Origin of the sequence: Aeromonas sp. s7(2024), assembly GCF_040907825.1 — a bacterium.
GTDB lineage: Bacteria > Pseudomonadota > Gammaproteobacteria > Enterobacterales > Aeromonadaceae > Aeromonas > Aeromonas veronii.
This window is the reverse complement of sequence record NZ_JBFOCM010000037.1, coordinates 245,390-271,572: the sequence shown is the minus strand read 5'-3', so window position 1 is coordinate 271,572 and position 26,183 is coordinate 245,390. Positions and strand designations below refer to the sequence as shown.

The window sequence follows — 26,183 nt, the reverse complement described above, 5'->3', positions numbered from 1 at the left end:
GCCAGCGTTCAATCTGAGCCATGATCAAACTCTTCAATTTAAGTTTGGTTGCTTCGAAAAGCGGCTCAATGAATTGCTGAAATAAACTGTTCGACCTCTTATTGCTAAGAAATCGTCTTGGTCACTTCACCAGACATTGAAAATCAAAAATTGTTTTTGATGCTCGATGCTGTGAGTGCCCACACAGATTGCTTGATTCAAATTGTTAAAGAGCGACGCAACAGTGTGTTGCTGCGGGAGTGGAATTCTACTCAACCGCCTTCTCGAGTCAAGCCTTATTTTCAAAGACTTTTCGAGGTTACCGACGAGGTTGTTTGCGTTGCCGCTTGCCCTGTCGATGGAGGCGCATTATAGGGATCTGGATCACGCTTGCAAGGGGCTTTTCGAATAAAATTCGCATTTTTGGTTCAACCGTTCACTAATTACCCCAAAAGCGCATTTATCCTGCAATAACACACCCGTTTGGCAAGCTCGCTATCCTCTAGATGGCGTGGCGATGGTAGCAGATCAAGGTTGTGGCGATTTGGTCTCTCTACATCTATATGCATGGTGATCGAGGTCACGCCTTCGGGTAACATAGCGCCCCTTTGCGATTCACACACTCTTGGGCTTTGGAGAGTTTAATGCCTTTTGCACTTGGCCAGCGTTGGATTAGTGATACAGAGACGGATCTGGGGTTGGGGACTGTCGTTGCTGTTGAAGGACGCATGGTTACCCTGTTGTTTCCGGCTACCGGTGAAAACCGCATGTATGCCAAAGAAGAGGCGCCGGTCACCCGGGTCAGCTTCAATGTGGGCGATCAGATCACCAGTCACGAAGACTGGACCATGACGGTCGAAGAAGTGCAGGAGAAAGACGGCCTGCTTATATATGTAGGTGTGCGCACCGACAATGATGAGCCCGTTGCCCTCAAAGAAGTGTTTCTCAACAACTTTATCAAGTTCAACAAGCCGCAGGATCGCCTGTTCGCCGGTCAGATCGATCGGATGTCCCGCTTCACCCTGCGCTACGAGGCGCTGGTCAACCAGCACCAGCGTCGTCGCAACCCGACCCGCGGTCTGGCCGGTGGCCGGGTCAGCCTGATCCCGCACCAGCTCTATATCGCTCATGAAGTGGGTCACCGCTACGCCCCACGCGTACTGCTGGCCGATGAAGTGGGTCTGGGCAAGACCATCGAAGCGGGCATGATTATTCATCAGCAACTGCTCTCCGGTCGCGCCCATCGGGTGCTTATTCTGCTGCCCGAAACCTTGCAGCACCAATGGCTGGTCGAGATGTTGCGCCGCTTCAACCTGCACTTCTCCCTGTTTGACGAGGAGCGCTGCATCGAGGCGTTCGCCGATGCGGAGAACCCCTTCGAGACCGAACAGCTGGTGATCTGCAGCCTCGACTTCCTGCGCAAGAAGCGTCGTCGCTTCGAGCAGGTGCTGGAAGCCGAGTGGGATCTGCTGGTTGTCGACGAAGCCCACCATCTGGAGTGGAGTGAAGAGGCGCCGAGCCGTGCCTATGAGATGGTGGAAGCGCTGGCCGAACAGGTGCCGGGCGTGCTGCTGCTGACTGCGACCCCGGATCAGCTGGGCCACCAGAGCCACTTTGCCCGTCTGCGCCTGCTCGATCCCGAGCGTTTCTACGACTACGAGGCCTTCCTCGCCGAGGAGCAGGCCTATGGTCAGGTCGCCAGCGCAGCGCAAGAGCTGCTGGATGGCGAGACCCTGAGCGATGAAGCCAGACAGATCCTCGCCAGCCAGCTGGAAGGGTTGGACTTGAGCGATGCCGCCGCCCGCCAGCAGGCGGTCGCCAAGCTGCTGGACCAGCATGGCACCGGCCGGGTGCTGTTCCGCAACAGCCGCGCCAATATTCAGGGCTTCCCCGAGCGTCACCTCAACGTCTACCCCATGCCGCTGCCGGAGCAGTACAAGACTGCCATCAAGGTGATGGGCATGATGGGTGGCAACGGTGGCGATCTGCAGACCCGCGCCCTGCGCTACCTCTATCCCGAGAAGATCTTCCAGCAGTTCGAAGGTGACAACGCCACCTGGACCCAGTTCGACCCGCGCGTCGAATGGTTGCTGGAGCTGCTGCTCTCTGCCCGTCAGCAGAAGGTGCTGGTGATCTGCTCTGAAGCAGCGACCGCCATCGCACTGGAAGAGGCGCTGCGCACCCGTGAAGGGATCCGTGGTGCCGTGTTCCACGAAGGGATGTCGATCCTCGAGCGGGACAAGGCCTCCGCCTATTTCGCTCAGCAAGAGGGTGGCGCCCAGGTGCTGCTCTGCTCCGAGATCGGCTCAGAAGGTCGCAACTTCCAGTTTGCCAGCCATCTGGTGCTGTTCGATCTACCTCTCAACCCGGATCTGCTGGAACAGCGGATCGGCCGACTGGATCGTATCGGTCAGCAGAACACCGTCGAGATCCACGTTCCCTATCTGGAAGGGACTGCCCAGCGCGCCCTGCAGCTCTGGTATCACGATGGTCTGGACGCGTTCGAGCAGACCTGCCCGACTGCCCGCCCGGTATTCGAAGCGGTACGTGAAGAGCTGTTCGAGCTGCTGGCCGCCAACACCGGCGATCAGGCGGCCCTCGAGGCCCTGCTGGTCAAGACCCGCGAACTGCACGAGCCGCTCAAGGCACGGCTGGAGCAGGGCCGCGATCGCCTGCTGGAGATCCACTCCAGCGGTGGCGCAGCCGCCCAGCAGCTGGTCGACAAGCTGGCCGCCGAAGATGACGACACCGGCATGATCTCTTTCGCCCTCAAGATGTTCGACGAGATCGGCGTCAATCAGGATGACCGTGGCGAGAACGCGCTGGTGCTGACCCCCGGGGATCACATGCTGGTCTCCAGCTTCCCGGGCCTGCCGCAAGACGGCATGACCATCACCTTCGATCGCAATACCGCCCTGTCGCGGGATGACATGGCGCTGCTCTCCTGGGATCACCCCATGATGCGCGGCGGTATCGACCTGATCCTGGGCTCCGAGATCGGTGCCACCTCGGTAGCACTGCTCAAGAACAAGGCGCTGCCCATCGGCTCCATCCTGCTTGAGCTGATCTTCGTTGCCGAATCTGCGGCCCATCCCCAGCTCTACCGCTTCATGCCGCCGACGCCGATCCGTCTGCTGATGGACAAGAACGGCCAGAATCTGGGTGAGAAAGTGGCGTTCGATGCCTTCAACCGTCAGCTGACTCCGGTCAACCGCCACCTCGGCAGCAAGCTGGTCACAGCGTCCCAACCGGTGATCCACGGCCTGATTGGCAAGGGCCAGGCCATTGCCGAAGAGCTGAAAGCCGGGATTGTCGACAAGGCCCGTGCCCAGATGGCGCAGACACTGCAGCAGGATCTGGATCGTCTGGAAGCGCTCAAGGCAGTCAACCCGAACGTGCGCGACAGCGAGCTGGATTATCTGCGCAATCTGCAGGCAGAATTGCACCACCTGATCGATCAGACCCAACTCAAGCTGGATGCCATCCGCTTTATCGTGGTCACCCATAACTGACAAGGTACCGACCGACAGCGGCCAGACCCAGCTCAAACTGGATACCCAAGGCCGCTTTGTCGTGGTTACCCATAACTGATGGGGACTTGCCCCCACCTTCTGATGCGAGACATTTATGTTTGAATACTCACCGCCTCTGGAACCCTGGCTCGATATCCTGTTCAAGGACAAGGACATCATGGTGGTCAACAAGCCCACTGGCCTGCTAAGCGTCCCCGGGCGCGGCCCCGAGAATGAAGACAGCGTCCTGCATCGGGTGAAACAGCAACACCCCAAGGCGGCGGCAGCTCATCGCCTCGACATGTCCACCACTGGCGTCATTGTCATTCCCCTCAATCCCAACTCTCATCGGGAGCTGAGTCGGCAATTTCGCGAGCGGGAGACCGAGAAGCACTACCTCGCCTGGGTGTGGGGTGAGCCGGAGGCAGAGTCGGGTCAGGTTGACCTGCCGCTCTGCGTCGACTGGCCCAACCGCCCGAAACAGAAGGTGGACCACGAGGAGGGGCGCCACGCCTTGACCCTGTGGGAAAAGCTGAAGGTGGAGAACGGCAACAGCCTGATCAAGCTGACCCCCATCACAGGTCGCTCGCACCAGCTGCGCGTCCATATGCTGGAGCTGGGGCACCCCATCCTCGGCGATAACCTCTACGCCCATCCGGATGCGCTGGCGGCTGCGCCCCATCTCTACCTGCATGCGGCCAGTCTGACCATCAGCCACCCCCGCAGCGGCGAGCGGATGACCTTCGAGGCACCAGCCCCCTTCCCGCTCTGAGCGGAAGAGGCTCGCGCCAAATCGCAGAGATAAAAAAGCCCCCATCGCAAGATGGGGGCTTTTTCATTAGGGTCAGACGCGAATATCGATCTTGCTTCCCAGAGAAGCGCTGGCCGATGTCGGTGCAACCGGCGCTGATTGCGCTGCGTTTTGCAGCAGCTTCAGCGCAGCTTCGCCCTCTTGGGTCTGCTGCTTCTTGGCCAGACTGGCCGTCATCAGAGCAGAACCAAACGACGCATTTGCAGAACTTGATATATCCATAGGGTTCCTCCTGCACTCAACAGTATCGACCAAGCAGCCCCGAACATAAGCACTGAATGCAAAACAATCTGAAAGTCGCTTTTCTATCAATCAGATAGCAATAGCATTCATGGTCCCTGTTCACCGCTGGATGACGCCTTCAAGCTCCTGTGCCGTCATCGGCCGAAGCACCTTGCAAGGGTTGCCAGCCGCCACCACGTTGGCGGGCACATCTTTGGTCACCACCGAGCCTGCGCCTATAACGCTGTTGTCACCGATAGTGACACCGGGACAGATGACGACGCTGCCGCCGATCCAGACGTTGTGACCGATCCGTACCGGCTTGCCGAACTCGACACCCTTGATACGTGGCGCCACCGCCACCGGATGAGCGGCGGTGTAGATCTGCACCCCGGGCGCCAGCAGCACGTTGTCGCCGATATGCACCTCACAGACGTCGAGGATGGTGCAATTGACGTTGGCGTAGAAGTTCTCGCCGACGAAGATATTGGCGCCATAGTCGCAGAAGAACGGCGGATTGATGGCACACTCCTGGCCGCGGCCACCGAGCAGCTCGTGCAGCAAAGCATCCCGCGCCAGTTTCTCCTGCCAGCAGGTGTTGAAGGTGTGGTAGAGCCTGCGGCAGCGCTCGCGCGCCGCTTTCAGCTCAGGGTCAGCCGCATCATAAGGCTCCCCCACCACCATCTTCTGCCACTCGGTACCGCGCACCACCTTCTCCATTACCTACTCCATCAACCAGATCAGGGATTCATAAGGGCGCAGCATACCCGATTGCGGTTGGGCCGGGCTATCGGGGTAGTTGCCGAGCAGCAGCCGACCTTGCCCGCTTTGCAGCTCGGCAGGCAAGGCAAACTCCACCGGCTCGCCGTAGAAGTTGCTCACCACCAGCAGGGTCTGACCGTTGGCGCGGCGGGCATAGGCCCAGATCTGCGGGTGCCCGGTCAGCAGCTCCTGATAATCCCCCTGAGTGAAGATGGGGTGCGCCTTGCGAAGGGCGATAAGATCCCGATAGTGCCAGAACACCGAGTTCTGGTCGGCCAGCGCAGCCTCGGCATTGATCTCGGGATAGTTGGCGGCAGGCTTGAGCCAGGGCATCCCGCTGGTGAAACCGGCATTGGCCGCAGCGCTCCACTGCATCGGGGTGCGCGAGTTGTCGCGGGACTTGGCGCCGAGAATGGCGAGGATCTCGGCCTCGCTCATCCCTTCCGCCTGCTTGATGGCGAAGATGTTGCGGCTCTCCACATCCTGATAGTCATCGATGTGCTGATAGCCGGGGTTGGTCATGCCGATCTCCTCCCCCTGATAGATGTAGGGGGTGCCTTGTAGGCCGTGCAGCGTACTGGCCAGCATCTTGGCGGCCACCACCCTATGCTCGCCCTCGTCACCGAAACGGGAAACGATGCGCGGTTGGTCGTGATTGCACCAGAATAGCGCCGACCACCCCTTGCCATGCATGCCGCTCTGCCAGTGGTTGAAGATGCGCTTGAGTTCGAGGAAATCGAACGGCGCCTTGGTCCACTTGTCGCCGTTGGGGTAATCCACCTTGAGGTGGTGGAAGTTGAACACCATGGAGAGCTCTGAGCCGTCCAGCGCGCCGTAACGCTGGCAGTGTTCCAGACTGGTGGAGGACATCTCCCCCACCGTCATGGCGCCGACAGGAGCAAACACGTCGCGGCTCACGTCCTGCAAAAATTCGTGGATGCGCGGCCCGTCGGTATAGAAGCGGCGGCCATCGCCAATCTCGTCGTTCGGGAACGCCTGATCCTTGGAGATAAGGTTGATGACGTCGAGACGGAAACCATCCACCCCCTTCTTGGCCCAGAAGTGGATGATGTTTTTCACCTCGGCGCGCACCGCCGGATTTTCCCAGTTGAGATCCGCCTGCTCGCGGGCAAACAGGTGCAGGTAGTACTGACCGGTGGCCTGCTCCAGTTCCCAGGCGCTGCCGCCAAACTTGGATTGCCAGTTGTTCGGCACGCCGCCATTCACCGGATCGCGCCAGATATAGTAGTCGCGGTAGGGGCTGTTCTTGTCCCCCAGCGCCGACTTGAACCAGGCGTGCTCGGTGGAAGTGTGGTTGACCACGATATCCATCACGATGCGGATGTCGCGCACGTGGGCGGCGGCCAGCAGCGCCTCGAAATCATCCATGGTGCCGTAGGCGGGATCGATGGCGTAGTAGTCGGCGATGTCGTAGCCGTTGTCCACCTGCGGAGAAACATAAACCGGGGTCAGCCAGAGGGCATCGACGCCCAAGGTCTTGAGATAGTCGAGGCGGGCCATGATCCCCTTGAGGTCGCCGGTGCCACGGGCAGCGGAATCCTGAAAGCTCTTGGGGTAAATCTGGTAAATCACGGCACTCTGCCACCAGGGTATTTGGCTCATGGGTCTTTCTCTTGTCTCGAATAGAAAATGGAGAGGGCGACCCACGGGTCGCCCTGATAATCAGTGTCAGGCGCTGGCTTGGGCCAACTTGCCAGCGGCTTGCTGGCGCTTGTAGACCAGCAGGGTCAGCACCACCGGCACCACGATGGCGACCAGCATGGCGATGGCGAACACCGCCCAGTATTGCGGCTGGATGGAGAGGATGCCCGGCAGGCCGCCTACCCCGATGCCGTTGGCCATCACCCCGGCGAAACCGCAGATGAGGGCGGCAAGGCTGGACCCCACCATGGCGCACAACATGGGGAACTTGTACTTGAGGTTGATACCGTACATGGCCGGTTCGGTCACCCCGAGGTAGGCGGAAATGGCGGCAGGTACCGAGATCTCCCGCTCGTTCTCCTTGCGGCTAATCAGAATGATGCCGACGACCGCAGACGCCTGGGCGATGTTGGAGAGGGCGATCAGCGGCCAAATCGGGGTGCCACCCATGCTCTGCATCAGTTGCAGATCCACTGCGTTGGTGGTGTGGTGGATACCGGTGATGACCAGCGGTGCGTAGAGGAAACCGAACAGGGCCGCGCCGATGGGAGCGAAGGAGCCGGTCATGGCAGCCTTGGCAGCGAAACCGACGCCATCACCAATCCAGCGACCAAACGGGCCGATAAAGGCGTGAGCCACAATCACTGCCAGCAGCAGCGAGACAAACGGCACAATCACCAGATAGAGATAGGCCGGAATGATCCGCTTGAGGTTGGTCTCCACCCAGGCGAGGAATACACCCGCCAGCAGCGCCGGAATGACCTGGGCCTGATAACCTACCTTCTGGATCACGAACAGGCCGAAGTCCCACACCTCGGGAGTCTGCTGACCAATGCCGTAGGCGTTCATCAACTGCGGTGACACCAGCGTCACCCCCAGCACAATACCGAGGATCTCGGAGCCACCCATCTTCTTCACTGCAGACCAGCAGACGCCGACCGGCAGGAAGTGGAAAATCGCCTCGCCCAGCAGCCAGAGGAAGGCGTGTACCTGAGCCCAGAACTGGCTGATCTCGGTGAGGGTGTGAGTGCCATCGTCGAACATTTTGATGTCGCCGATGACGTTGCGAAAGCCCAAGATCAGACCGCCGGTGATGATGGCGGGCAGCAGCGGTACGAAGATCTCCGCCAGATGGGAAATGCCCCGCTCCAGCGGGTTCATGTTCTGGCGCGCCGCCTGCTTGGCGGTCTCCTTGCTGCCACCGCTGACACCGAGCTGTTCGGTCAGCGCCTTGTACCACTGCTCTACCTCGTTACCGATCACCACCTGGAAATGACCGCCCTGGGTGAAGCTTCCCTTCACCGCCGGGATGGTTTCGATAGCCTTACTGTCAGCCTTGGCCGGATCGTTCAGGACGAAGCGCAACCGGGTCAGGCAGTGGCTGACGGTGGCGATGTTCTCCTTGCCGCCGATCTTGTCGATCAGGGTGGCAAGCTGCTGTGCGTTGATCTTGGACATGGGTCTTCCCTCTGTGACGCCATTGAATAGTGGTCTGTATCGCCCTTTTGAGCCAGTCTGTCGGCCGGAGCGTTTTTGGTATCGTTCCCATTTAGCATGCCGACAATCTGGCCAGATCGAAATGGGAACGTTCCCAATTCGTGGCCAGCGTCACAAAAAGCGCACTTTTTGTTCAGTCGGAAGTGATGGGGCTCACAGGGTTCGGCAGGGAGCGATTGTCACCAACGGAGGCTGATCCTGCCCAATCTGGCCGAGCAGCTGACGCGCCGCCTGCTCCCCCGCCCCTTTGTAACCAAGATCGAGACTGAGGGCGTTGGGGAAGAGGAAGCTGAGCATGGGGTTGTTGCCAAGGCCGGTCACCAGCACCTCGCTACGCCCTTGTTCTTGCAGGTATTTTGCCGCACCGATGGCGAGGGTGTCGCTGGCGCAGACCAACGCTTGGGTAGAGGGGGTAAGCAGCTCGGCCGCCAGCCGGTAGCCGCTCTGCAGGCTGAGATCGCCGAGGGCGCTGCGCGGGTGCAACCCTTGCTCTGCGCAGTAAGCGAGATAGGCGTCGAGGCGGCGTTGGCCGGTGGTGAGATCCGAGGCATCCACCCCCAGATAGGCGATATCGCGGGCACCACGGCTTGCCAGCTGCGCCAGCATGGTGCGCACCGCACCGGCGTCGTCGAAGCAGACCGAGGAGAAACCGGGATATTCACGAGCGACCAGCACCAGCTTCTCTTTCAGCGGCGCCATGGCGGTATAGTCCAAGTCATTAAAGGCGAACAGGATAATGCCATCCACTCCGCGCCGCTCCAGCACCGCCAGATGCTCCTGTACCTTGGCGGGGGAGAACTTGCTCTCCATCAACACAGCATCGTAGCCACGCTGGTAGAGGGTCTCCAGCATGCCGCGCACCGCCTGATTCTCCGAGCTGGAGTCGAGCCGGGAAACGATGATCCCCACCACCTGCTGGCTCTGGCTGCGCATGGCCCGCGCCGATTTGCTCGGCACGAAGCCGTGCTCGGCGATGATCTGCTCCACCCGCTCGCGGGTCTCCTGCTTCACCTTGGGATCCTGGTTGAGCACTCGGGAGACGGTCGACTTGCCGACGCCACTCAGTCTGGCGATATCGAGGATGGTCAGTTTCTTGTCCATGAATTGGCTCACAGGAGGCTAGGCGGTGGAATTGCCCACATTGTTGTGATTAACCCCTGTGAATACAAGCCCATGGCGTTAGAATGCCCTTTTTGCCCCGCCGTCAGGGTGTGTGGGCACAGCACAGGATGCCCATCATGGATCTGCTGGCCAGTCTGCTCTTCTCCCTCTCCATCACAGGCCCCATCTGCGTGGTGCTGCTGCTCGGCATCTTGCTCAAGCGGTTGGGGCTGCTGCCGGATCCCTTTACCGAATCAGCCTCGCGACTGGTGTTTCAGGTCACCCTGCCCGCTCTGCTCTTTCTCAGTATTCTGGGTACCAACTTCGCCACCATGCCGAGCCTCTGGTTTATCGGCTATGGCCTGCTCGCCACCGTTATCAGCTATCTGGTGCTGGAGCTGCTGGCCGGACGTTTTATCGGGGAGCAGCGGCTGCGCGGCATCTTCGTGCAGGGGAGCTTTCGCGGCAACAGCGCCATTATCGGGCTCGCCTACGTGCAGAACGCCTACGGCCACGAGGGGTTGGGGGCAGCGGCCTTCTATGTCGGCGCGGTGACCGTGCTCTACAACATTCTCGCAGTGATCACCCTCACCCGCAGTCTCGGCGGCGCCACCGGTATCCGCCCCATTCTGCTCGGCATCATCAAGAATCCCCTGATCATCGCCATTGTGGCGGCGCTGCCGTTTACCCTGCTCGGTATCAAGATGCCGCAACTGCTGCTCACCACCGGCAGCTACTTCGCCAACATGACGTTGCCGCTGGCGCTACTCTGCACCGGCGCCTCCCTCAGCCTCGATGCTCTGCGCGGTGGTGCAGCCATTGCGGGCTGGGCCAGCATCATGCGGCTCTGTCTCATTCCGACTGCGTTCACTCTTGGGGCTGCCCTGCTCGGCTTCAGCCATCTGGAGCTGGGTATTCTGTTTCTCATCAGCGCTACCCCGACTGCCGCCGCCAGCTATGTGATGACCCGCGCCATGGGGGGCGACAGCGTGCTGGCCGCAAACATCATCGCCACTACCACCCTTGGTTCGCTGGTTACTACCAGCCTCGGGGCGACTCTGATGAACTACCTAGGGTTGATGTACTAACGGCTTGACCTTGCCGGAGGCGGCAGCTTTAGGCTGGCGCCCATCAACAGAGGAGATATCCCATGACCATCGAACTCACCGTGTCCGGCATGTCCTGTGGTGGCTGCGCCGCCAGTCTGCAAAAAGCCCTGCTGGCCCAGCCTGCAGTCACTACCGCGACCGTCGATTTCGCCAGCAGCAAGGCCGTTATCGAGAGCGAGCTGAGCAAGGCCGAGCTGATCGCCCTGATCGAAGCCAAGGGTTTCTCTGCGAGTTAAATTATCTCCATAGAGGTATAAAACAGGTTAAAAATCTGTACTCACCTGTCTTTTGGTGAGTTTTATCACAGACCCAGGTTATTAAACGGGCAAACTTGCTGCGATTATTCCAACCATAAGGATTTGCAGCATGACCCTACCGATCCGCAAGACCCTGCTCGCCGCCGTCGTCGGCCTGACCCTCTCCCCCATGGCCATGGCGCTGCCCAGCGTCCATATTCTGGCCACCGGCGGCACCATCGCTGGGGCGGGCCAGTCGGCTACCCAGTCCAACTACGAGGCTGGCAAGGTGGCCATCGAAACCCTGATCGCCGCCGTGCCCGAGATGAAGAACGTGGCCGATGTGCAGGGTGAGCAGGTGGTGAAGATCGGCTCGCAGGACATGAACGACGAGGTGTGGCTCAAGCTGGCCAAGCGGGTCAACGAGCTGCTGGCCAAGGATGACGTGGATGGCATCGTCATCACCCACGGCACCGACACCATGGAAGAGACCGCCTACTTCCTCAATCTGACCGTCAAGAGCGACAAGCCGGTGGTACTGGTTGGCGCCATGCGTCCCTCCACCGCCATGAGTGCCGATGGCCCGCTCAACCTCTACAACGCCGTGGTGACCGCCTCCGACCCCGCCTCCAAGGGCCGTGGCGTGATGGTGGCGATGAACGACACCGTGCTGGATGCCCGCGACGTCACCAAGACCAACACCACCGGGGTGCAGACCTTCGCTTCCCCCAACTTTGGCCCGCTGGGTTACATCCACAACGGCAAGATCGACTATCAGCGCAGCCCGGCCCGTCTGCACACCAGCAAGACGCCGTTTGACGTGAGCAAGCTCGACAAGCTGCCGCAAGTGGGCATCGTCTACAGCTACGCCAACGCCACCGACTTGCCGGCCAAAGCGATGGTGGATGCCAAGTTCGACGGCATCGTCAGCGCCGGGGTGGGTAACGGCAACCTCTACCACACCCTGTTCGATACCCTGGCCAAGGCGAGCAAAGACGGCATCCGGGTAGTGCGCTCCGCCCGCGTACCGACCGGCGCCACCACCCTGGATGCCGAGATCGATGATGCCAAGTACGGGTTCGTGGCCTCCGGCACTCTCAACCCGCAGAAGGCGCGGGTGCTGCTGATGCTCTCCCTGACCCAGAGCAAGGATCCGGCCCAGATCCAGCGCTGGTTCCAACAGTTCTGATAACGGTTGTCTGAACCATGACAAGCAAGGGCGGGACTTCCCGCCCTTTTCCCTCCTGCAATGCTGCCTCGCCCATTACGCCGTTTGGCGTGGTCATCCTTCCCTTTTCCAGCCATCTTTTCCAGCTATCACAAAGCGCTGTCATCAAATTAGCGAGCCGGATCACCCGCTTTCACAAGCGCATCGCCGCCAAATTCATTACACTGCCAGCGATCTTATCCACTCAAGGAGTGCTGTTGCTGTATGGAAATATTGATCCTGCTGGGATTGATTTTGCTTAATGGCGTCTTCGCCATGTCAGAAATCGCCATCGTCACCGCACGCAAGGCTCGCCTCGGCAAGCTTGCCTCTGAAGGCAATCGCTCCGCCGCCATTGCCCTCAAACTGGGCGAAGACCCGACCCATTTTCTCTCTGCCGTCCAAATCGGCATTACCAGCATCGGCCTGCTCAACGGTATCTACGGCGAATCCCTGCTGGCCCAGCCCTTCTCCCTCTGGTTGCAGGAGTGGGGGCTCCCCGCCAAGAGCAGTGGCCTGATCGCCACCGTCATCGTGGTGGTGGTGGTTACTTATCTCTCCATCGTGGTAGGGGAGCTGGTGCCCAAGCGCCTCGGCCAGCTCAATGCCGAGCGCATCGCCTGTCTGGTGGCCCGCCCCATGCACTGGCTCGCCACCCTGACCCGCCCCTTCGTCTGGCTGCTGTCGGCCTCCACCAATGCCAGCCTGCGGCTGCTGCGGGTCAATCAGAATGGCAGCGCCAACGTTACCGAGGAGGAGATCCACGCCATGCTGGTGGAGGGCTCTGAAGCCGGGGTGATCGAGGATCATGAGCACACCATGCTGCGCAACGTCTTCCGTCTCGACGAGCGCAGCCTCTCCTCCCTGATGGTGCCGCGCAGCGATATCCGCTATCTGGATCTGGCGCTGCCGCTGGAGACCAACCTGCAGCGACTGGTGGAGTATCGCCACAGCTATTTTCCGGTCTGCGACGGCAACTTGTCAGAATTGGTGGGTATCATCAATGTCAGCAAGGTGCTGCACGCCTATATCAAGGGGGAGCCCATCGATCTGGCTGCCCTGACCCAGGAGGGCAGCCTGCTGCCCGAGACCCTCAACGGCGTCGAGCTGCTCAACCACTTCCGCACCCACAGCGAACAGATGGCGCTGGTGGTTGACGAATATGGCGAGCTGCAGGGGCTGGTCACCCAGCAGGATCTGCTGGAGGCGCTGGCGGGGGATTTCCAGCAGGAGGATGGTGAAGACAACTGGGCCTTCCGGCGCGCCGACGGCAGCTGGCTGCTCGATGGCCTGATCCCGCTGCCGGAGTTGAAGGACTGTCTGGAGCTGGTTCGTCTGCCAGAAGAAGAAAAACATCACTATCACACCCTCGGAGGGCTTATCATGCTGCTCCTTGGTCGTGTTCCACAAACCGGAGACCTGGTGACACTGGAACAGTGGCAACTGGAAATTGTTGACATGGATGGCCTGCGCATCGACAAGGTGCTCGCCATGCCCTTGACCGATCAACCCAGCTAACCTGCGGAGTTTGCAAGTATGGAGCAGTTTTACCAACTGGCTCACGCCTTTATGAATCACGATCTGAACACACTTTCCGATCCCAAGATGGCCTTCATGATCTGTGGTGTGATTCTGACGTTTCTGGTACTGGAAAACGGATTCATCCCTACCGCCTTTCTGCCCGGAGACAGCCTGCTGATCCTCACCGGCGTACTCATCTATCAGGATGTATTGTCTCTCGGGGTGATCCCGCTGTTGATCATGGCTACCTTTGTCGGCACCTGGCTCGGTTACATGCAGGGGCGCTTTCTCGGCCACACCCAGCTCTACCATCGGCTAATGTCCCACGTGGAAGAGCGGCACCAGCAGAAGGTCTACCACCTGCTGGACAAGTACGGGATCATCACCCTGATCACCGCGCGCTATATCGCCTTCGTGCGCACTGCCTACCCCTATATCGTGGGTGCCACCGAGCTGCCCCAGGGGCGCTTCCTCATCGTCAATCTGATCAGCTCCATCATGTGGATCTGCCCGCTGGTCGGGTTTGGCTACTACCTGAGCCACACCAAGCTGGCAGCCGAATACCAGACCCAGTTCTTCAACATCATCATCTATCTGCCGGTGGCCCTGCTGGTGGGTGGCATGGTGGCGCTGGTCTGGCGCTGGATCAGCAAACGCAGGGCCGCGCAGCCGCGGGATTGACCCCTCGCCCAACGCCCGACCCGAAAGCCCTCGCCAGAGGGCTTTTTTGATCGCCAATTTTGCGCAAATAGCAGAAATAGTCCCGCTCGGCCCTTGTAAAGCCGGGGTAAAAATGAGTGAATCTAGCGCCTTTTTTTGGATGGGAATGGAGTCGGTTGTATGTGGTGTCAGATTCGCGCAGCAGCGCTGGTTGTCGGGTTGATGGGAATGCTGGGATTACCTGCGGTCAACGCGGCACCCAACCCAGCCAAACTGGAAGTACGCTCGAGCAGCGCCCTGGTCGTGGATGTAAAAACGGGCAAGACGCTCTACCAGAAGAATGCCACCAAGGTACGTCCTATCGCCTCCCTCACCAAGCTGATGACAGCGCTGGTGGTGCTGGATGCCAAACAGAATCTCAACCAGACCATCACGGTCGACAAGAACGATCTGGATCGGGTCAAACACACTCACTCCCGCATCCGCATGGGCACCAAGGTGACCCGCCGCGACGCCCTGCATCTGGCGCTGATGTCCTCCGAAAATCGGATGGCCTCGGCACTGGCGCGTCACTATCCGGGCGGTCGCAGCGCCTTCGTACGGGCCATGAACAACAAGGCCAGACAGCTGGGTATGCGTAATACCCACTTCTACGACTCCACCGGCCTCTCCACCCGCAACGTCTCCACCGCCCAGGATCTCGGCAAGCTGGCTGCCGCCGCCTACCGTCAGCCGCTGATCCGTCAGTTCACTCAGGATGAGAACCGGGAGATGCGCTTCAGCGCCCCCGCCTACAGCCTGATGTTCAACAACACCAACCCGCTGGTGAAAAACCCGGATTGGGACGTGCGCCTCTCCAAGACCGGCTTCACTGACGAAGCGGGTCGCTGTCTGGTGATGCGCGCCAAACCGGACAGCCGCGAGCTAGCCATCGTGCTGCTCAACTCGGTGGGCAAACGCACCCCCATCGGCGATGCCAACCGCATTCGCAAATGGCTGAAAAGCTGAGTCAATATCTCAACACAAAAGGATGCTGCGGCATCCTTTTTTATTGCCCGCAAAACGCCTCTGCAGGCCTTGCAGGATGTAGATGAGCGAACCTTGAGTGATAAGCTGCGCGGCATCTGCCGTTGCAACAGCAGGCATACAGGGCGCCTATAGATAAGGCAAAGGGTGGCAAGGGGTTGCACCGTTCAGAAGATCGGTGCGCAATCACAGAAAGGGGAAGAAATGAGGACCAGAACAGCCAGGTAAACGGGCGATCCACCCGCAACAGCGCACGGGGATCCGCACCAAAAAGTTAAATATCGCCCATAAAAAAACAGCCCCGACCGAAGTCGAGGCTGTCTGTATGGTGCGCCCGAGAGGATTCGAACCTCTGACCACCTGGTTCGTAGCCAGGTACTCTATCCAGCTGAGCTACGGGCGCTCATAAACTTTTGGTACTGCTTGAAATATGGTGCGCCCGAGAGGATTCGAACCTCTGACCACCTGGTTCGTAGCCAGGTACTCTATCCAGCTGAGCTACGGGCGCTCACAAACTTTTGTGTACTGCTTGAAAAATGGTGCGCCCGAGAGGATTCGAACCTCTGACCACCTGGTTCGTAGCCAGGTACTCTATCCAGCTGAGCTACGGGCGCTCATAAATCGTTGTGTCGTTTTAAATGGTGCGCCCGAGAGGATTCGAACCTCTGACCACCTGGTTCGTAGCCAGGTACTCTATCCAGCTGAGCTACGGGCGCCCTGTTTTAAAACGATAAAAAAAGCTTACTTATCAGTAAGCCTTTTCCAAAGTGTCGACTTGCTGATGGTCAACACATGACTCTTGCTTGAGTCGTAATATGGTGCGCCCGAGAGGATTCGAACCTCTGACCACCTGGTTCGTAGCCAGGTACTCTATCCAGCTGAGCTACGGGCGCAAATGGCGGAGAAGGGGGGATTCGAACCCCCGATGCGGGTATAAGCCGCATACTCCCTTAGCAGGGGAGCGCCTTCAGCCTCTCGGCCACCTCTCCGTTTGCGGGGCTGATAATACTTCACAGGGATTTTTAGTCAAACACTTTTTTGGAGAAAAAAGTGCGTTCGCTCAGCATTTGGTCAAAGCGTGGAATATTCAAACAATATCGGCACTTATCCCGCAGTTTCGCGCCCTGCAGGGCGATTTTAGGGGGCCGGAAAAACAAAAGGCGACACATGAGGTGTCGCCTTGTCACAGCCATGAAAGTAGCTTAGAAGCCCGGTTGGCCCGGAACTTTCTCGGCCTGGATGCGCTGGTAGATCTCTTCGCGGTGTACGGAGACCTCTTTCGGCGCGTTAACACCGATACGGACCTGGTTGCCTTTAACGCCCAGTACGGTGACAGTCACTTCATCACCAATCATCAGGGTTTCCCCAACACGACGAGTCAAAATAAGCATTCGCTTGCTCCTGTATCCTGTTTTGTTTTTATATCGATATGCGACATTATCTAACAAAGATACCGATATGGTAAATGGTTGAAACTAAATCAATCAGAGATTGTTAGCCCAAGGGCTGCTCTTGCGGTGCCTGATCCAACCCGAAAGCCGCGTGCAGGGCTCGCACCGCCAGCTCCAGATACTTCTCGTCAATCACCACAGAGATTTTGATTTCAGAGGTCGAGATCAACTGCATGTTGATCCCCTCCTCGCCCAATACCTTGAACATGGTGCGCGCAACACCGGGATGGTTCCACATGCCTACACCGACAATGGAGACCTTGGCAATCTCGCCATTTCCCTGCACGCAAGAGGCGCCAAGTTCGGTGGCGGTCTCCTCCAGCAGTGCCCGGGCACGGCGATAGTCGTCACGATTCACCGTGAAGGTGAAGTCGGCGGTGCCATCTCCCAGGGTGTTCTGCACAATCATGTCGACATCAATGTTGGCGTCGCTGATCGGATTCAGGATCTGCGCGGCAACGGTTGGTCTGTCTGGCACGCCCAGAATGGTCAGGCTGGCCTCGTTGCGGTTAAAAGCGATCCCGGATACCAGGGGAGCTTCCATCCTATCACCTCCATATGTGATTAAGGTTCCCTCTCCATCGATAAAGCTCGACAGCACCCGCAGCGGGACGCGGTACTTGCCCGCAAACTCCACCGAGCGGATCTGCAGCACCTTGGCGCCGAGACTGGCCATCTCCAGCATCTCCTCGAAGGTGATGGTGTCGAGACGACGCGCCTTGGGCTCGATGCGCGGATCCGTGGTGTATACCCCATCCACATCGGTAAAGATCTGGCACTCATCGGCCTTGATGGCCGCCGCCACGGCAACCGCCGTGGTATCCGAACCGCCGCGGCCCAGCGTCGTGATGGCGTTATGCTCGTCACGGCCCTGGAAACCGGCGATCACCACCACCTTGCCCGCAGCCAGTTCAGCATGAACCAGCTCGGTGTCGATGTGGGTGATGCGCGCCTTGCCATAGGCGGAATCGGTGTGAATCCGTACCTGATCACCGGTCATTGAGACCGCCGGGCAACCGCGTTTGTTCAACGCGATCGCCAGCAGCGCTATGGTGACCTGCTCACCGGTGGAGACCAGTACATCCATCTCCCGCCGGTTGGCATCAGGATCCAGCTGCTGGGCCATGCCCAGCAACCGGTTGGTTTCGCCCGACATGGCGGAGACAACCACCACCACGTCGTGTCCCTGGGCGCGGGTCTGCTCGACCCGCTCAGCTACCGCCTCGATCCGCTCCAGTGTGCCGACCGAGGTGCCGCCGTACTTCTGTACATAGAGTGCCACAGATCACCTCGCCCGCTTACAGGCGCTCTTCCAGCCAGGAGTGAACAGATTGCAGCGCCGCAGGCACAGCTTCCGGCTGGGTACCACCCGCCTGAGCCATGTCCGGACGACCACCGCCCTTGCCACCCACCTGCTGGGCAACCAGATTGACCAGCTCGCCAGCCTTGACCTTGCCGGTCAGGTCGTTGGTGACACCGGCGATCAGGTTGACCTTGCCATCGGCACAGGTTGCCAGCAGCACGACACCGGACTTCATCTGATTCTTCAGCTCGTCCAGCATGCCGCGCAGGGATTTCGGATCGGCCCCTTCCAGCGCTGCAACCAGCACCTTCTGACCGTTGATCTCGATCACCTGACCCAGCAGGTCGTTACCGGCCTGAGCGGCCAGCTTGGCCTTGAGCTGCTCCAGCTCGCGCTCCATCATCTTGGCTTTGTCCAGCATCTGGCGAACCTTGTCGGCGATGCAGAACTGGTCACCTTTCACCAGTGCGGCAGCCTCTTCGATCTGCTCGCCAACCTGATGCATGAAGTCGATGGCAGCCTTACCGGTCACCGCTTCGATACGGCGCACGCCGGCGGCGATACCGCTCTCGGCGATGATCTTGAAGAAGCCGATATCACCGGTGCGCTTGGCGTGAGTACCGCCGCACAGCTCGGTGGAGTAGTCGCCCATGCGCACCACGCGCACGTCGTCTTCATATTTCTCACCAAACAGCGCCATGGCACCGGCAGCCTTGGCGGCTTCCAGATCCATCACCTGGGTATTGATTTCGTGGTTGGCGCGGATCTGGTTGTTGACCAGCTCCTCGACCCGGCGAATGGTCGCCATGGTCAGCCCCTCGAAGTGGGAGAAGTCAAAGCGCATGCGCTCGGCCCCAACCAGAGAACCTTTCTGGGTGACATGCTCGCCCAGTGCCTGACGCAGGGCAGCGTGCAGCAGGTGAGTCACGGAGTGGTTCAGGGCGATGGCCTGACGACGGTCAGCGTCAACCACGGCTTCCACTTCGGCGCCCTTCTCCAGGGTGCCCAGCTCCATGTAACCCTTGTGGATGATCGCCTTGCCCGCTTTCAGGGTGTCGGTCACGGCAAAGATGCCATCGTCCACTTTCAGGGTGCCGCTATCGCCAACCTGACCGCCGGACTCGGCGTAGAAGGGGGTCTCTTCCAGCACGATGACCGCTTCGTCACCGGCGATCAGGCCACTCACCTCTTCCACACCCTTGTAGATACCGAGCACGCGAGTGCGCTCGGTCAGGGTCTTGTAACCGGTGAAGGGGGTCTCGAAGTCGAGCTTGAGCATCTCGTTGTAGTTCACGCCGAAGCTGGACGCTTCCTTGGCACGAGCACGCTGCTTCTCCATCTCGGCCTTGAAGCCCTCTTCGTCGATGCCGATCTCGCGCTCGCGCACCACGTCGGCAGTCAGGTCGGCCGGGAAGCCGTAAGTGTCATAGAGCTTGAACACCACCTCGCCCGGAATAACCTTGGCATCGCCCAGGTTGGCCAGCACATCTTCCAGCAGCAGCAGACCCCGATCCAGGGTGCGGACAAACTGCTCTTCCTCGATGCGCAGTACACGCTCGACCAGCGGCAGCTGGGCGATCAGCTCGGCACCCACATCCTTCATCTGCACCGCCAGCTCGGCAGCCAGTTTGTAGAAGAAGACGTCGGTGGCACCCAGCTTGCGACCGTGGCGCACGGCGCGACGGATGATGCGGCGCAGCACATAGCCGCGACCTTCGTTGGACGGCATCACGCCATCTGCCACCAGGAAGGCGCAGGAGCGGATGTGGTCAGCGATGACGCGCAGTGACTGGTTGCTCAGATCGGTGGTGCCGACAATCTCGGCCGCTTTATTGATCAGCGCCTGGAAGATGTCGATTTCGTAGTTGGAGTGGACACCCTGCATGATGGCGGAGATACGCTCCAGACCCATGCCGGTATCCACGGACGGACGGGGCAGCGGTTCCATGGTGCCGTCAGCCTGACGGTTGAACTGCATGAACACCACGTTCCAGATCTCGATGAAACGGTCGCCATCCTCTTCCGGTGAGCCGGGACGGCCACCCCAGATGTGATCGCCGTGGTCATAGAAGATCTCGGTGCAGGGACCGCACGGGCCGGTATCACCCATCGCCCAGAAGTTGTCGGAGGCGTACGGTGCCCCCTTGTTGTCACCGATGCGAACGATGCGATCGGCCGGTACGCCGACCTCTTTTTCCCAGATATCGAACGCTTCATCGTCAGTCGCGTAGACGGTCACCAGCAGGCGATCTTTCGGCAGCTGCAGCACTTCGGTCAGGAAACCCCAGGCAAACTTGATTGCGTCATGCTTGAAGTAGTCGCCGAAGCTGAAGTTGCCCAGCATTTCGAAGAAGGTGTGGTGACGGGCGGTATAGCCGACGTTTTCCAGGTCATTGTGTTTACCACCGGCACGGACACAACGCTGGGACGTGGTGGCGCGGTTGTAGGCACGCTTCTCGGCGCCAAGGAACACATCCTTGAACTGGTTCATACCCGCGTTGGTAAACAACAGGGTCGGGTCGTTATGCGGTACCAGCGAGCTGGAGGAGACAACCTGGTGTCCCTGGGAACGGAAATACTCGAGAAACGCAGCGCGTATCTCTGACGTGGACATATACATGGAAAATCCTGCTTGATTCGAATACGGACTTTTAACCGCATTAATGTAAGTTTTCTGCGGGGTAAAGTAAAACGTACAGGCCCGTCACGGGCGAAAAAGCGCGCATAAATGGATACGAAGAGAAAAGGGAGGCAAACCGGCGCTTTTTGAGCCGGTGATCAGGCCAAAAGCAGCGGAAAATAGGCAGGTAACGCGGCAGAACCGGCCTTTCATCACACCCGGCCCCCAAGCCACTGAATGGGCAGGGAAAATCCTATAAAGGCGAGATAAGGGGTATCACCGCGTGGTACCAGAAAAAGGAAAGATCGCTGCCGGAACGCCGTAACAGTGACGAGCGGCACGGCCTGCGGCTCTCCATCAGCACTGGCTGAAACAGCAACACCATCTCATGGTTAATCGGGCGGGCACGGCGTTGTCGCACGACCTTGCATCACGCGACAAGGCACCACCGCCGACTACTCGGCGGCCGCCTCTTGCAGGGCTGAGATAGCATAACGCGCCTGATCCTGGGTAAAACCACGCCCCAGCAGGTACTTGAGCCACTTCATCCGCAGTTTGAAATCCGCCAAATCGGCCACCCGGGCGCGCCGTTCAAGCAGGGCAAATGCCAGTTCGAACCAGTCCAGCTCCGGCTGATCGAATGCGGCATCAATCTGCATATCGTCGAGCCCCTTGCGGCGCAGATCGAAGCGGATCTTGATGGGGCCATGGCCCTTGGCGGCACCGGCGCGTACAGCCATACCGCCGTAACGTTCGTCATTGACCCAGTTGTAACCGCGGCAGTAGTCGACCACCGCCTCGATCACCTCTTCATTGAAACCCTGCTGGCGCAGCCGGTTGGCCAGCTCCGACTCGGCGCTCTCGCGACGGGCCAGACTGCGCATGGCAAAGGCGCGGGCAGCAGCAAACAGCTCTTCAAAGGAGGGTTCAACGGGTTCAGGGAGAGATTCATCGACCATAAATGACAAGGCCGGGTATCAACCCGGCCTCCTTTACCTTATTCGAACTCTTGTTCGCTTTCGTCTTCAAACTCTTCGGCGGCAGCAGCCACCGGCTTTTCTGCCGGTACGGCACCGGAGAGCAGCAGCTCGCGCAGGCGGGCTTCCACTTCGCCAGCCATCACCTTGTTCTCGGCGAACAGCTTCATGACGTTGGCCTTGCCCTGACCGATCTTCTCGCCGTTGTAGCTGTACCAGGCACCGGCCTTGTCGATCAGCTTGTGCTTGACGCCCAGATCCACCAGCTCGCCCTCTTTGGAGATGCCAGCACCGTAGAAGATCTGGAATTCAGCCTGCTTGAAGGGCGGGGCCACCTTGTTCTTGACCACTTTGACGCGGGTCTCGTTACCGACCACTTCGTCACCTTCCTTGATGGCGCCGATACGACGGATATCCAGACGCACGGAGGCGTAGAACTTGAGCGCGTTACCACCGGTAGTGGTCTCCGGGCTACCGAACATGACGCCGATCTTCATCCGGATCTGGTTGATGAAGATGCACAGGCAGTTGGCGTTCTTGATGTTGGCGGTCAGCTTGCGCAGCGCCTGGGACATCAAACGGGCCTGCAGGCCAACGTGGGAGTCACCCATCTCCCCTTCGATTTCCGCTTTCGGGGTCAGGGCCGCCACGGAGTCGACGATGATGACGTCAACGGCATTGGAGCGCACCAGCATGTCGCAGATTTCCAGCGCCTGTTCACCGGTATCCGGCTGGGAGATGAGCAGGTCGTCGACGTTGACGCCCAGCTTGGCAGCGTAGATAGGGTCGAGGGCATGTTCCGCATCGACGAAGGCACAGGTCTTGCCTTTCTTCTGGGCTTCCGCGATCACCTGCAGGGTGAGGGTGGTTTTACCGGAAGATTCCGGGCCGTAGATCTCGACGATACGGCCGCACGGCAGACCGCCGATGCCCAGCGCCACGTCCAGCGAGAGAGAACCGGTAGAGATGGCTTCGATATCCATGGTCTTGCTGTCGCCCAGACGCATGATGGAACCTTTGCCGAACTGCTTTTCAATCTGACCCAGCGCAGCCGCCAGTGCCTTCTGTTTGTTCTGATCCATGCCAATCTCCGCTGGAAATCGTGAGTAAGAAGTGAAGTTGGGCTAAGTATACTGTCTATTCATACAGTATCAAGCCCAATTTATCTGAGCAGCGCCAACAGACCCGACAAGGCCTGTCTCACCGCCTGCTGGCGCACCTGTCGGCGATCCCCGTCGAAGCGGGCGAGCAGGGAGTTGTGACGACCGTTGCGGTCGGCCCAGGCGAACCAGACGGTGCCGACCGGCTTCTCCTCGGTGGCGCCGCCGGGGCCAGCGATGCCGCTGATGGCCACACTGATGGCGGCCGACGAGTGGGCCAGTGCGCCGCGGGCCATCTCCAGCACCACGGCTTCGCTCACCGCGCCATGCTGCGCAAGAGTCTCGCCACTCACCCCCAGCATCTGCTGCTTGGCCTCGTTGGTGTAGGTGACAAAACCGCGATCGAACCAGCCGGAGCTGCCCGCGATGTCGGTAATAGCCGTAGCCACCCCGCCGCCAGTACAGGATTCGGCGGTCGCCGCCAGCCAGCCCCGTTGACCGAGGGCCCGTCCCAGCTCGATGGCAAGGTGCTCTATCTCTGCATCCAGTTTCATCACGACTCCTTCTGTTCCGATCAAGAGGCACATTATGCGATCCCGCTACCGCCCCCCGCAACCACGGTAGTCCGCCACGGCCGCAACCCTTGCCTGCTGCAATGAGGCGTCGCACAGTGGTCACGCCTTCAATACTGCAGAGCAGCCGCGCCCGGAACACTACCTCCCCCGTCGCGGCGCTTATGTGTAGAATGGCGCCATCAAGCTCAAGGCTCATCACCGCAGACACTGGCCCGCAGAGGCCCCTTCTGGAACAGAACATGACCGCACAACACCAAGCCAGCGGCGCCACTGGCTCCGCTCCCGGCGCCAATCTGAGCGCCCACACGCCCATGATGCAGCAGTACCTTGGCCTCAAGGCCGAGAACCCGGAGATCCTGCTGTTCTACCGGATGGGCGACTTCTACGAGCTGTTCTATGACGATGCCCGCAAGGCCTCCCAACTGCTCGATATCTCCCTGACCAAGCGCGGCCAGTCGGCTGGCAGCCCGATTCCCATGGCGGGCGTCCCCTATCACGCCATCGAGGGCTATCTGGCCAAGCTGGTGCAGCTCGGCGAATCTGCCGCCATCTGCGAGCAGGTGGGAGATCCCGCCACCAGCAAGGGGCCGGTGGAGCGCAAGGTGATCCGCATCATCACTCCGGGCACCGTCTCCGACGAGGCGCTGCTCAGTGAGCGGCAGGACAACCTGATCGCCGCCGTCTATCACGATGGCCGCCGCTTCGGCTATGGCACCATGGACATCGGCTCCGGCCGCTTCTTCATCAATCAGTTCGAGAAAGAAGAGACCTTGCTGGCTGAGCTGCAGCGCACCAATCCGGCCGAACTGCTCTACCCGGAATCGTTCGAATTCCTGCACCATATAGAGGGTCGCCGCGGCCTGCGCCGCCGCCCGGAGTGGGAGTTTGAGCTGGGCACCGCCCGCAAGCTGCTCTGCCAGCAGTTCGGCACCCAGGATCTGGTGGGCTTTGGCGTCGACAAGAGCGAGACCGCCCTGTGCGCCGCTGGTTGTCTGATGCAGTACGTCAAAGATACCCAGCGCACCGCCCTGCCCCACATCCGCAACGTGCGCCTCGAGCAGCCGGATCACGCCGTCATCATGGATGCCGCCACCCGCCGCAATCTGGAGCTGACCCAGAATCTGGCCGGTGGCTACGAAAATACCCTGGCCGAGGTGCTGGATCGTACCGCCACCCCCATGGGCAGCCGCCTGCTCAAGCGCTGGATCCACCAGCCGATCCGCGATCGGGTAATCCTCAAAGGTCGCCAGAGCACCATCAAGGAGCTCATCGAGCAGAACCTCTACGACGAGTTGGGCAACCTGCTGCGTCAGGTGGGTGATGTGGAGCGGGTGCTGGCCCGTCTCGCCCTGCGCTCAGCCCGCCCGCGCGACCTCACCCGCCTGCGTCAGGCCTTCGCCCAGTTGCCCGAATTGCAGCGCCTGCTGGCGGACAACGAGCACGAAGCGGTGCAACAACTGGCCGAGCGGGCCAGCACTTTCCCCGAGCTGCTCGACCTGCTGGAGCGCGCAGTGATGGAGGTGCCGCCGGTGCTGATCCGCGATGGTGGCGTCATCCGTGACGGCTTCAATCAGGAGCTGGACGAGCTGCGGGATCTGGCCAACGGCGCCACCGCCAGCCTCGCCCGCATCGAGGAGCGGGAAAAACTGCTGACCGGCATCAACACCCTCAAGGTGGGTTACAACAAGGTGCACGGCTTCTATATCGAGGTGAGCCGCGCCAACAGCCATCTGGTGCCGGCCCACTACATCCGCCGCCAAACCCTCAAGAACAACGAACGCTACATCATCGATGAGCTGAAGAAGTACGAGGACAAGGTACTCACCGCCCAGTCCCAGGCGCTGGCGCTGGAAAAACGGCTCTACGAAGAGCTGCTCGATGCCCTGCTGCCCCATCTCGGCGATCTGCAGGATTCCGCAGCCGCACTGGCGGAGTTGGACGTACTGGCCAACCTGGCCGAGCGGGCCGAGACCCTCGACTACCGCTGCCCGACCCTCATCGATGAGGATCAGATCCTGATCGAAGCGGGCCGCCATCCGGTGGTGGAGCAGGTAATGACGGACCCCTTCATTGCCAACCCCATCCGGCTGGAGCGGGAGCGGCGGATGCTGATCATCACGGGTCCCAACATGGGCGGTAAATCGACCTACATGCGCCAGACCGCGCTGATCGTGCTGCTGGCCCATATCGGCGCCTTCGTGCCCGCCGACAGCGCCCGCATCGGCCCCATCGACCGCATCTTCACCCGTATCGGGGCGTCGGACGATCTGGCATCGGGAAGATCCACCTTTATGGTGGAGATGACCGAGACCGCCAATATCCTCAACAACGCCACCGCCCGCAGTCTGGTGTTGATGGACGAGATTGGCCGCGGCACCAGCACCTACGACGGCCTCTCGCTGGCGTGGGCCTGCGCCGAGCAGCTGGCGAGCAAGATTGGAGCCTACACCCTGTTCGCCACCCACTACTTCGAGCTGACCCGCTTGCCGGAGCTGATGAGCGGGCTGGCCAACGTCCACCTCGATGCGGTGGAGCACGGCGACACCATCGCCTTTATGCACGCGGTGCAGGAAGGGGCGGCCAGCCGCTCCTACGGTCTGCAAGTTGCCGCACTGGCGGGGGTGCCGAAATCGGTGATCCAGCAGGCCCGCCACAAACTGCATGAGCTGGAGAGTGCCACCCCGGTGGCCGCCGGTGAAAGCCGCCCGGCCCCGGTGGCCATAGCGCCCCAGAGCCATCCGGTAGTCGATGAGCTGGAAGCGGTACGCCCGGACGAGCTCACCCCGCGGCAGGCGCTGGATCTGCTCTATCGCCTCAAGCAGATGCTGTAACCTGCAACTGCCGATCAAAAA

21 protein-coding genes and 6 tRNA genes are annotated in these 26,183 nt (G+C 60.1%); 10 read left to right on the top strand and 17 right to left on the bottom strand.

The window, feature by feature from the left end; all coding sequences use genetic code 11:
- The first annotated feature begins 623 nt into the window (after positions 1-623).
- Together rapA and rluA are read left to right on the top strand one after the other, a co-directional pair.
- Complete coding sequence (gene rapA / locus AB5Y73_RS17915) at positions 624-3,491, top strand: RNA polymerase-associated protein RapA (RefSeq protein ID WP_107684282.1); 2,868 nt, start codon at positions 624-626, stop codon at positions 3,489-3,491.
- Between the two features lie 115 nt (positions 3,492-3,606).
- Positions 3,607-4,263, top strand: a complete 657-nt coding sequence (gene rluA / locus AB5Y73_RS17910) for a bifunctional tRNA pseudouridine(32) synthase/23S rRNA pseudouridine(746) synthase RluA (protein ID WP_042058808.1) — start codon at positions 3,607-3,609, stop codon at positions 4,261-4,263.
- Between the two features lie 72 nt (positions 4,264-4,335).
- Here the strand turns inward: rluA and AB5Y73_RS17905 are convergent, their stop codons facing one another.
- From AB5Y73_RS17905 to treR, 5 genes are all read right to left on the bottom strand, one after another.
- Complete coding sequence (locus AB5Y73_RS17905) at positions 4,336-4,524, bottom strand: hypothetical protein (RefSeq protein ID WP_005336040.1); 189 nt, start codon at positions 4,522-4,524, stop codon at positions 4,336-4,338.
- A gap of 120 nt (positions 4,525-4,644) precedes the next feature.
- The gene (locus AB5Y73_RS17900; protein ID WP_107684283.1) at positions 4,645-5,244 is read right to left on the bottom strand and encodes a sugar O-acetyltransferase; all 600 of its coding nucleotides are present in this window, start codon (positions 5,242-5,244) and stop codon (positions 4,645-4,647) included.
- 3 nt (positions 5,245-5,247) lie between these two features.
- Positions 5,248-6,909, bottom strand: coding sequence for an alpha,alpha-phosphotrehalase (gene treC, locus AB5Y73_RS17895; RefSeq protein ID WP_107684284.1), 1,662 nt, complete (start codon positions 6,907-6,909; stop codon positions 5,248-5,250).
- Between the two features lie 66 nt (positions 6,910-6,975).
- A complete protein-coding gene (gene treB / locus AB5Y73_RS17890; protein ID WP_181497052.1) occupies positions 6,976-8,406 on the bottom strand; it encodes a PTS trehalose transporter subunit IIBC in 1,431 nt (476 codons plus the stop codon).
- Between the two features lie 192 nt (positions 8,407-8,598).
- Complete coding sequence (gene treR / locus AB5Y73_RS17885) at positions 8,599-9,546, bottom strand: trehalose operon repressor TreR (protein WP_107684285.1); 948 nt, start codon at positions 9,544-9,546, stop codon at positions 8,599-8,601.
- 137 nt (positions 9,547-9,683) lie between these two features.
- Here treR and AB5Y73_RS17880 point away from each other — a divergent pair, with 137 nt between their 5' ends.
- From AB5Y73_RS17880 to pbpG, 7 genes are all read left to right on the top strand, one after another.
- Entirely contained in the window at positions 9,684-10,634 is a 951-nt protein-coding gene (locus AB5Y73_RS17880) for an AEC family transporter (protein WP_103252120.1), read from the top strand.
- A gap of 62 nt (positions 10,635-10,696) precedes the next feature.
- Positions 10,697-10,891, top strand: coding sequence for a heavy-metal-associated domain-containing protein (locus AB5Y73_RS17875; RefSeq protein WP_005357810.1), 195 nt, complete (start codon positions 10,697-10,699; stop codon positions 10,889-10,891).
- 130 nt (positions 10,892-11,021) lie between these two features.
- Entirely contained in the window at positions 11,022-12,080 is a 1,059-nt protein-coding gene (ansB, locus tag AB5Y73_RS17870; RefSeq protein ID WP_103252119.1) for an L-asparaginase 2, read from the top strand.
- 17 nt (positions 12,081-12,097) lie between these two features.
- Positions 12,098-12,361 carry a hypothetical protein gene (locus tag AB5Y73_RS17865; protein WP_146163541.1) on the top strand — a complete coding sequence of 88 codons (264 nt, stop codon included), beginning with the start codon at positions 12,098-12,100 and terminating at the stop codon, positions 12,359-12,361.
- A complete protein-coding gene (locus AB5Y73_RS17860) occupies positions 12,324-13,616 on the top strand; it encodes a hemolysin family protein (protein WP_040069001.1) in 1,293 nt (430 codons plus the stop codon). Before AB5Y73_RS17865 ends, AB5Y73_RS17860 begins: the two co-directional genes overlap by 38 nt.
- A gap of 18 nt (positions 13,617-13,634) precedes the next feature.
- Positions 13,635-14,300 carry a DedA family protein gene (locus tag AB5Y73_RS17855; RefSeq protein ID WP_005343012.1) on the top strand — a complete coding sequence of 222 codons (666 nt, stop codon included), beginning with the start codon at positions 13,635-13,637 and terminating at the stop codon, positions 14,298-14,300.
- Positions 14,301-14,459: 159 nt separating this feature from the next.
- Positions 14,460-15,287 (top strand): D-alanyl-D-alanine endopeptidase, encoded by an 828-nt coding sequence (pbpG, locus tag AB5Y73_RS17850; RefSeq protein ID WP_107684286.1) that lies wholly within the window; start codon positions 14,460-14,462, stop codon positions 15,285-15,287.
- Positions 15,288-15,631: 344 nt separating this feature from the next.
- Here pbpG and AB5Y73_RS17845 read toward each other — a convergent pair.
- The 12 genes from AB5Y73_RS17845 to pncC all read right to left on the bottom strand — a co-directional run bounded on the left by AB5Y73_RS17845 (position 15,632) and on the right by pncC (position 23,310).
- A tRNA-Arg gene (locus tag AB5Y73_RS17845) sits at positions 15,632-15,708 on the bottom strand.
- A 28-nt stretch (positions 15,709-15,736) separates the two neighbouring features.
- Positions 15,737-15,813, bottom strand: a tRNA-Arg gene (locus AB5Y73_RS17840).
- Positions 15,814-15,842: 29 nt separating this feature from the next.
- Positions 15,843-15,919 (bottom strand) — tRNA-Arg (locus AB5Y73_RS17835).
- Between the two features lie 25 nt (positions 15,920-15,944).
- Positions 15,945-16,021 (bottom strand) — tRNA-Arg (locus tag AB5Y73_RS17830).
- A 100-nt stretch (positions 16,022-16,121) separates the two neighbouring features.
- Positions 16,122-16,198 (bottom strand) — tRNA-Arg (locus AB5Y73_RS17825).
- Between the two features lie 3 nt (positions 16,199-16,201).
- Positions 16,202-16,294: transfer RNA gene (locus AB5Y73_RS17820), tRNA-Ser, on the bottom strand.
- A gap of 213 nt (positions 16,295-16,507) precedes the next feature.
- On the bottom strand, positions 16,508-16,696 hold the full coding sequence (gene csrA, locus AB5Y73_RS17815; protein ID WP_005336053.1) for a carbon storage regulator CsrA: 189 nt from the start codon (positions 16,694-16,696) through the stop codon (positions 16,508-16,510).
- A gap of 103 nt (positions 16,697-16,799) precedes the next feature.
- Positions 16,800-18,038, bottom strand: a complete 1,239-nt coding sequence (locus AB5Y73_RS17810) for an aspartate kinase (RefSeq protein ID WP_005336054.1) — start codon at positions 18,036-18,038, stop codon at positions 16,800-16,802.
- A 16-nt stretch (positions 18,039-18,054) separates the two neighbouring features.
- On the bottom strand, positions 18,055-20,679 hold the full coding sequence (gene alaS, locus AB5Y73_RS17805; protein WP_107684287.1) for an alanine--tRNA ligase: 2,625 nt from the start codon (positions 20,677-20,679) through the stop codon (positions 18,055-18,057).
- Positions 20,680-21,134: 455 nt separating this feature from the next.
- Positions 21,135-21,638: a regulatory protein RecX gene (locus AB5Y73_RS17800; protein ID WP_107684288.1), complete on the bottom strand. Its 504-nt coding sequence runs from the start codon at positions 21,636-21,638 to the stop codon at positions 21,135-21,137.
- 38 nt (positions 21,639-21,676) lie between these two features.
- Positions 21,677-22,738: a recombinase RecA gene (gene recA / locus AB5Y73_RS17795; protein WP_033136178.1), complete on the bottom strand. Its 1,062-nt coding sequence runs from the start codon at positions 22,736-22,738 to the stop codon at positions 21,677-21,679.
- Positions 22,739-22,818: 80 nt separating this feature from the next.
- Entirely contained in the window at positions 22,819-23,310 is a 492-nt protein-coding gene (gene pncC / locus AB5Y73_RS17790; RefSeq protein ID WP_107684289.1) for a nicotinamide-nucleotide amidase, read from the bottom strand.
- Between the two features lie 332 nt (positions 23,311-23,642).
- On the opposite strand from pncC, the gene mutS reads away from it, so the two are divergent.
- Positions 23,643-26,162 (top strand): DNA mismatch repair protein MutS, encoded by a 2,520-nt coding sequence (gene mutS, locus AB5Y73_RS17785; protein ID WP_181294946.1) that lies wholly within the window; start codon positions 23,643-23,645, stop codon positions 26,160-26,162.
- Positions 26,163-26,183 lie beyond the last annotated feature (21 nt).

Bases quoted from the DNA above. Each gene is read 5' to 3' on its own strand.
- treC (WP_107684284.1), bottom strand. From the start codon at position 6,909: ATGAGCCAAATACCCTGGTGGCAGAGTGCCGTGATTTACCAGATTTAC.
- pbpG (WP_107684286.1), top strand. From the start codon at position 14,460: ATGTGGTGTCAGATTCGCGCAGCAGCGCTGGTTGTCGGGTTGATGGGA.
- AB5Y73_RS17800 (WP_107684288.1), bottom strand. From the start codon at position 21,638: ATGGTCGATGAATCTCTCCCTGAACCCGTTGAACCCTCCTTTGAAGAG.
- AB5Y73_RS17860 (WP_040069001.1), top strand. From the start codon at position 12,324: ATGGAAATATTGATCCTGCTGGGATTGATTTTGCTTAATGGCGTCTTC.
- AB5Y73_RS17880 (WP_103252120.1), top strand. From the start codon at position 9,684: ATGGATCTGCTGGCCAGTCTGCTCTTCTCCCTCTCCATCACAGGCCCC.
- AB5Y73_RS17905 (WP_005336040.1), bottom strand. From the start codon at position 4,524: ATGGATATATCAAGTTCTGCAAATGCGTCGTTTGGTTCTGCTCTGATG.
- AB5Y73_RS17900 (WP_107684283.1), bottom strand. From the start codon at position 5,244: ATGGAGAAGGTGGTGCGCGGTACCGAGTGGCAGAAGATGGTGGTGGGG.
- ansB (WP_103252119.1), top strand. From the start codon at position 11,022: ATGACCCTACCGATCCGCAAGACCCTGCTCGCCGCCGTCGTCGGCCTG.
- rluA (WP_042058808.1), top strand. From the start codon at position 3,607: ATGTTTGAATACTCACCGCCTCTGGAACCCTGGCTCGATATCCTGTTC.
- AB5Y73_RS17855 (WP_005343012.1), top strand. From the start codon at position 13,635: ATGGAGCAGTTTTACCAACTGGCTCACGCCTTTATGAATCACGATCTG.
- alaS (WP_107684287.1), bottom strand. From the start codon at position 20,679: ATGTATATGTCCACGTCAGAGATACGCGCTGCGTTTCTCGAGTATTTC.
- recA (WP_033136178.1), bottom strand. From the start codon at position 22,738: ATGGATCAGAACAAACAGAAGGCACTGGCGGCTGCGCTGGGTCAGATT.
- treB (WP_181497052.1), bottom strand. From the start codon at position 8,406: ATGTCCAAGATCAACGCACAGCAGCTTGCCACCCTGATCGACAAGATC.
- AB5Y73_RS17875 (WP_005357810.1), top strand. From the start codon at position 10,697: ATGACCATCGAACTCACCGTGTCCGGCATGTCCTGTGGTGGCTGCGCC.
- pncC (WP_107684289.1), bottom strand. From the start codon at position 23,310: ATGAAACTGGATGCAGAGATAGAGCACCTTGCCATCGAGCTGGGACGG.
- csrA (WP_005336053.1), bottom strand. From the start codon at position 16,696: ATGCTTATTTTGACTCGTCGTGTTGGGGAAACCCTGATGATTGGTGAT.
- AB5Y73_RS17865 (WP_146163541.1), top strand. From the start codon at position 12,098: ATGACAAGCAAGGGCGGGACTTCCCGCCCTTTTCCCTCCTGCAATGCT.
- mutS (WP_181294946.1), top strand. From the start codon at position 23,643: ATGATGCAGCAGTACCTTGGCCTCAAGGCCGAGAACCCGGAGATCCTG.
- treR (WP_107684285.1), bottom strand. From the start codon at position 9,546: ATGGACAAGAAACTGACCATCCTCGATATCGCCAGACTGAGTGGCGTC.
- rapA (WP_107684282.1), top strand. From the start codon at position 624: ATGCCTTTTGCACTTGGCCAGCGTTGGATTAGTGATACAGAGACGGAT.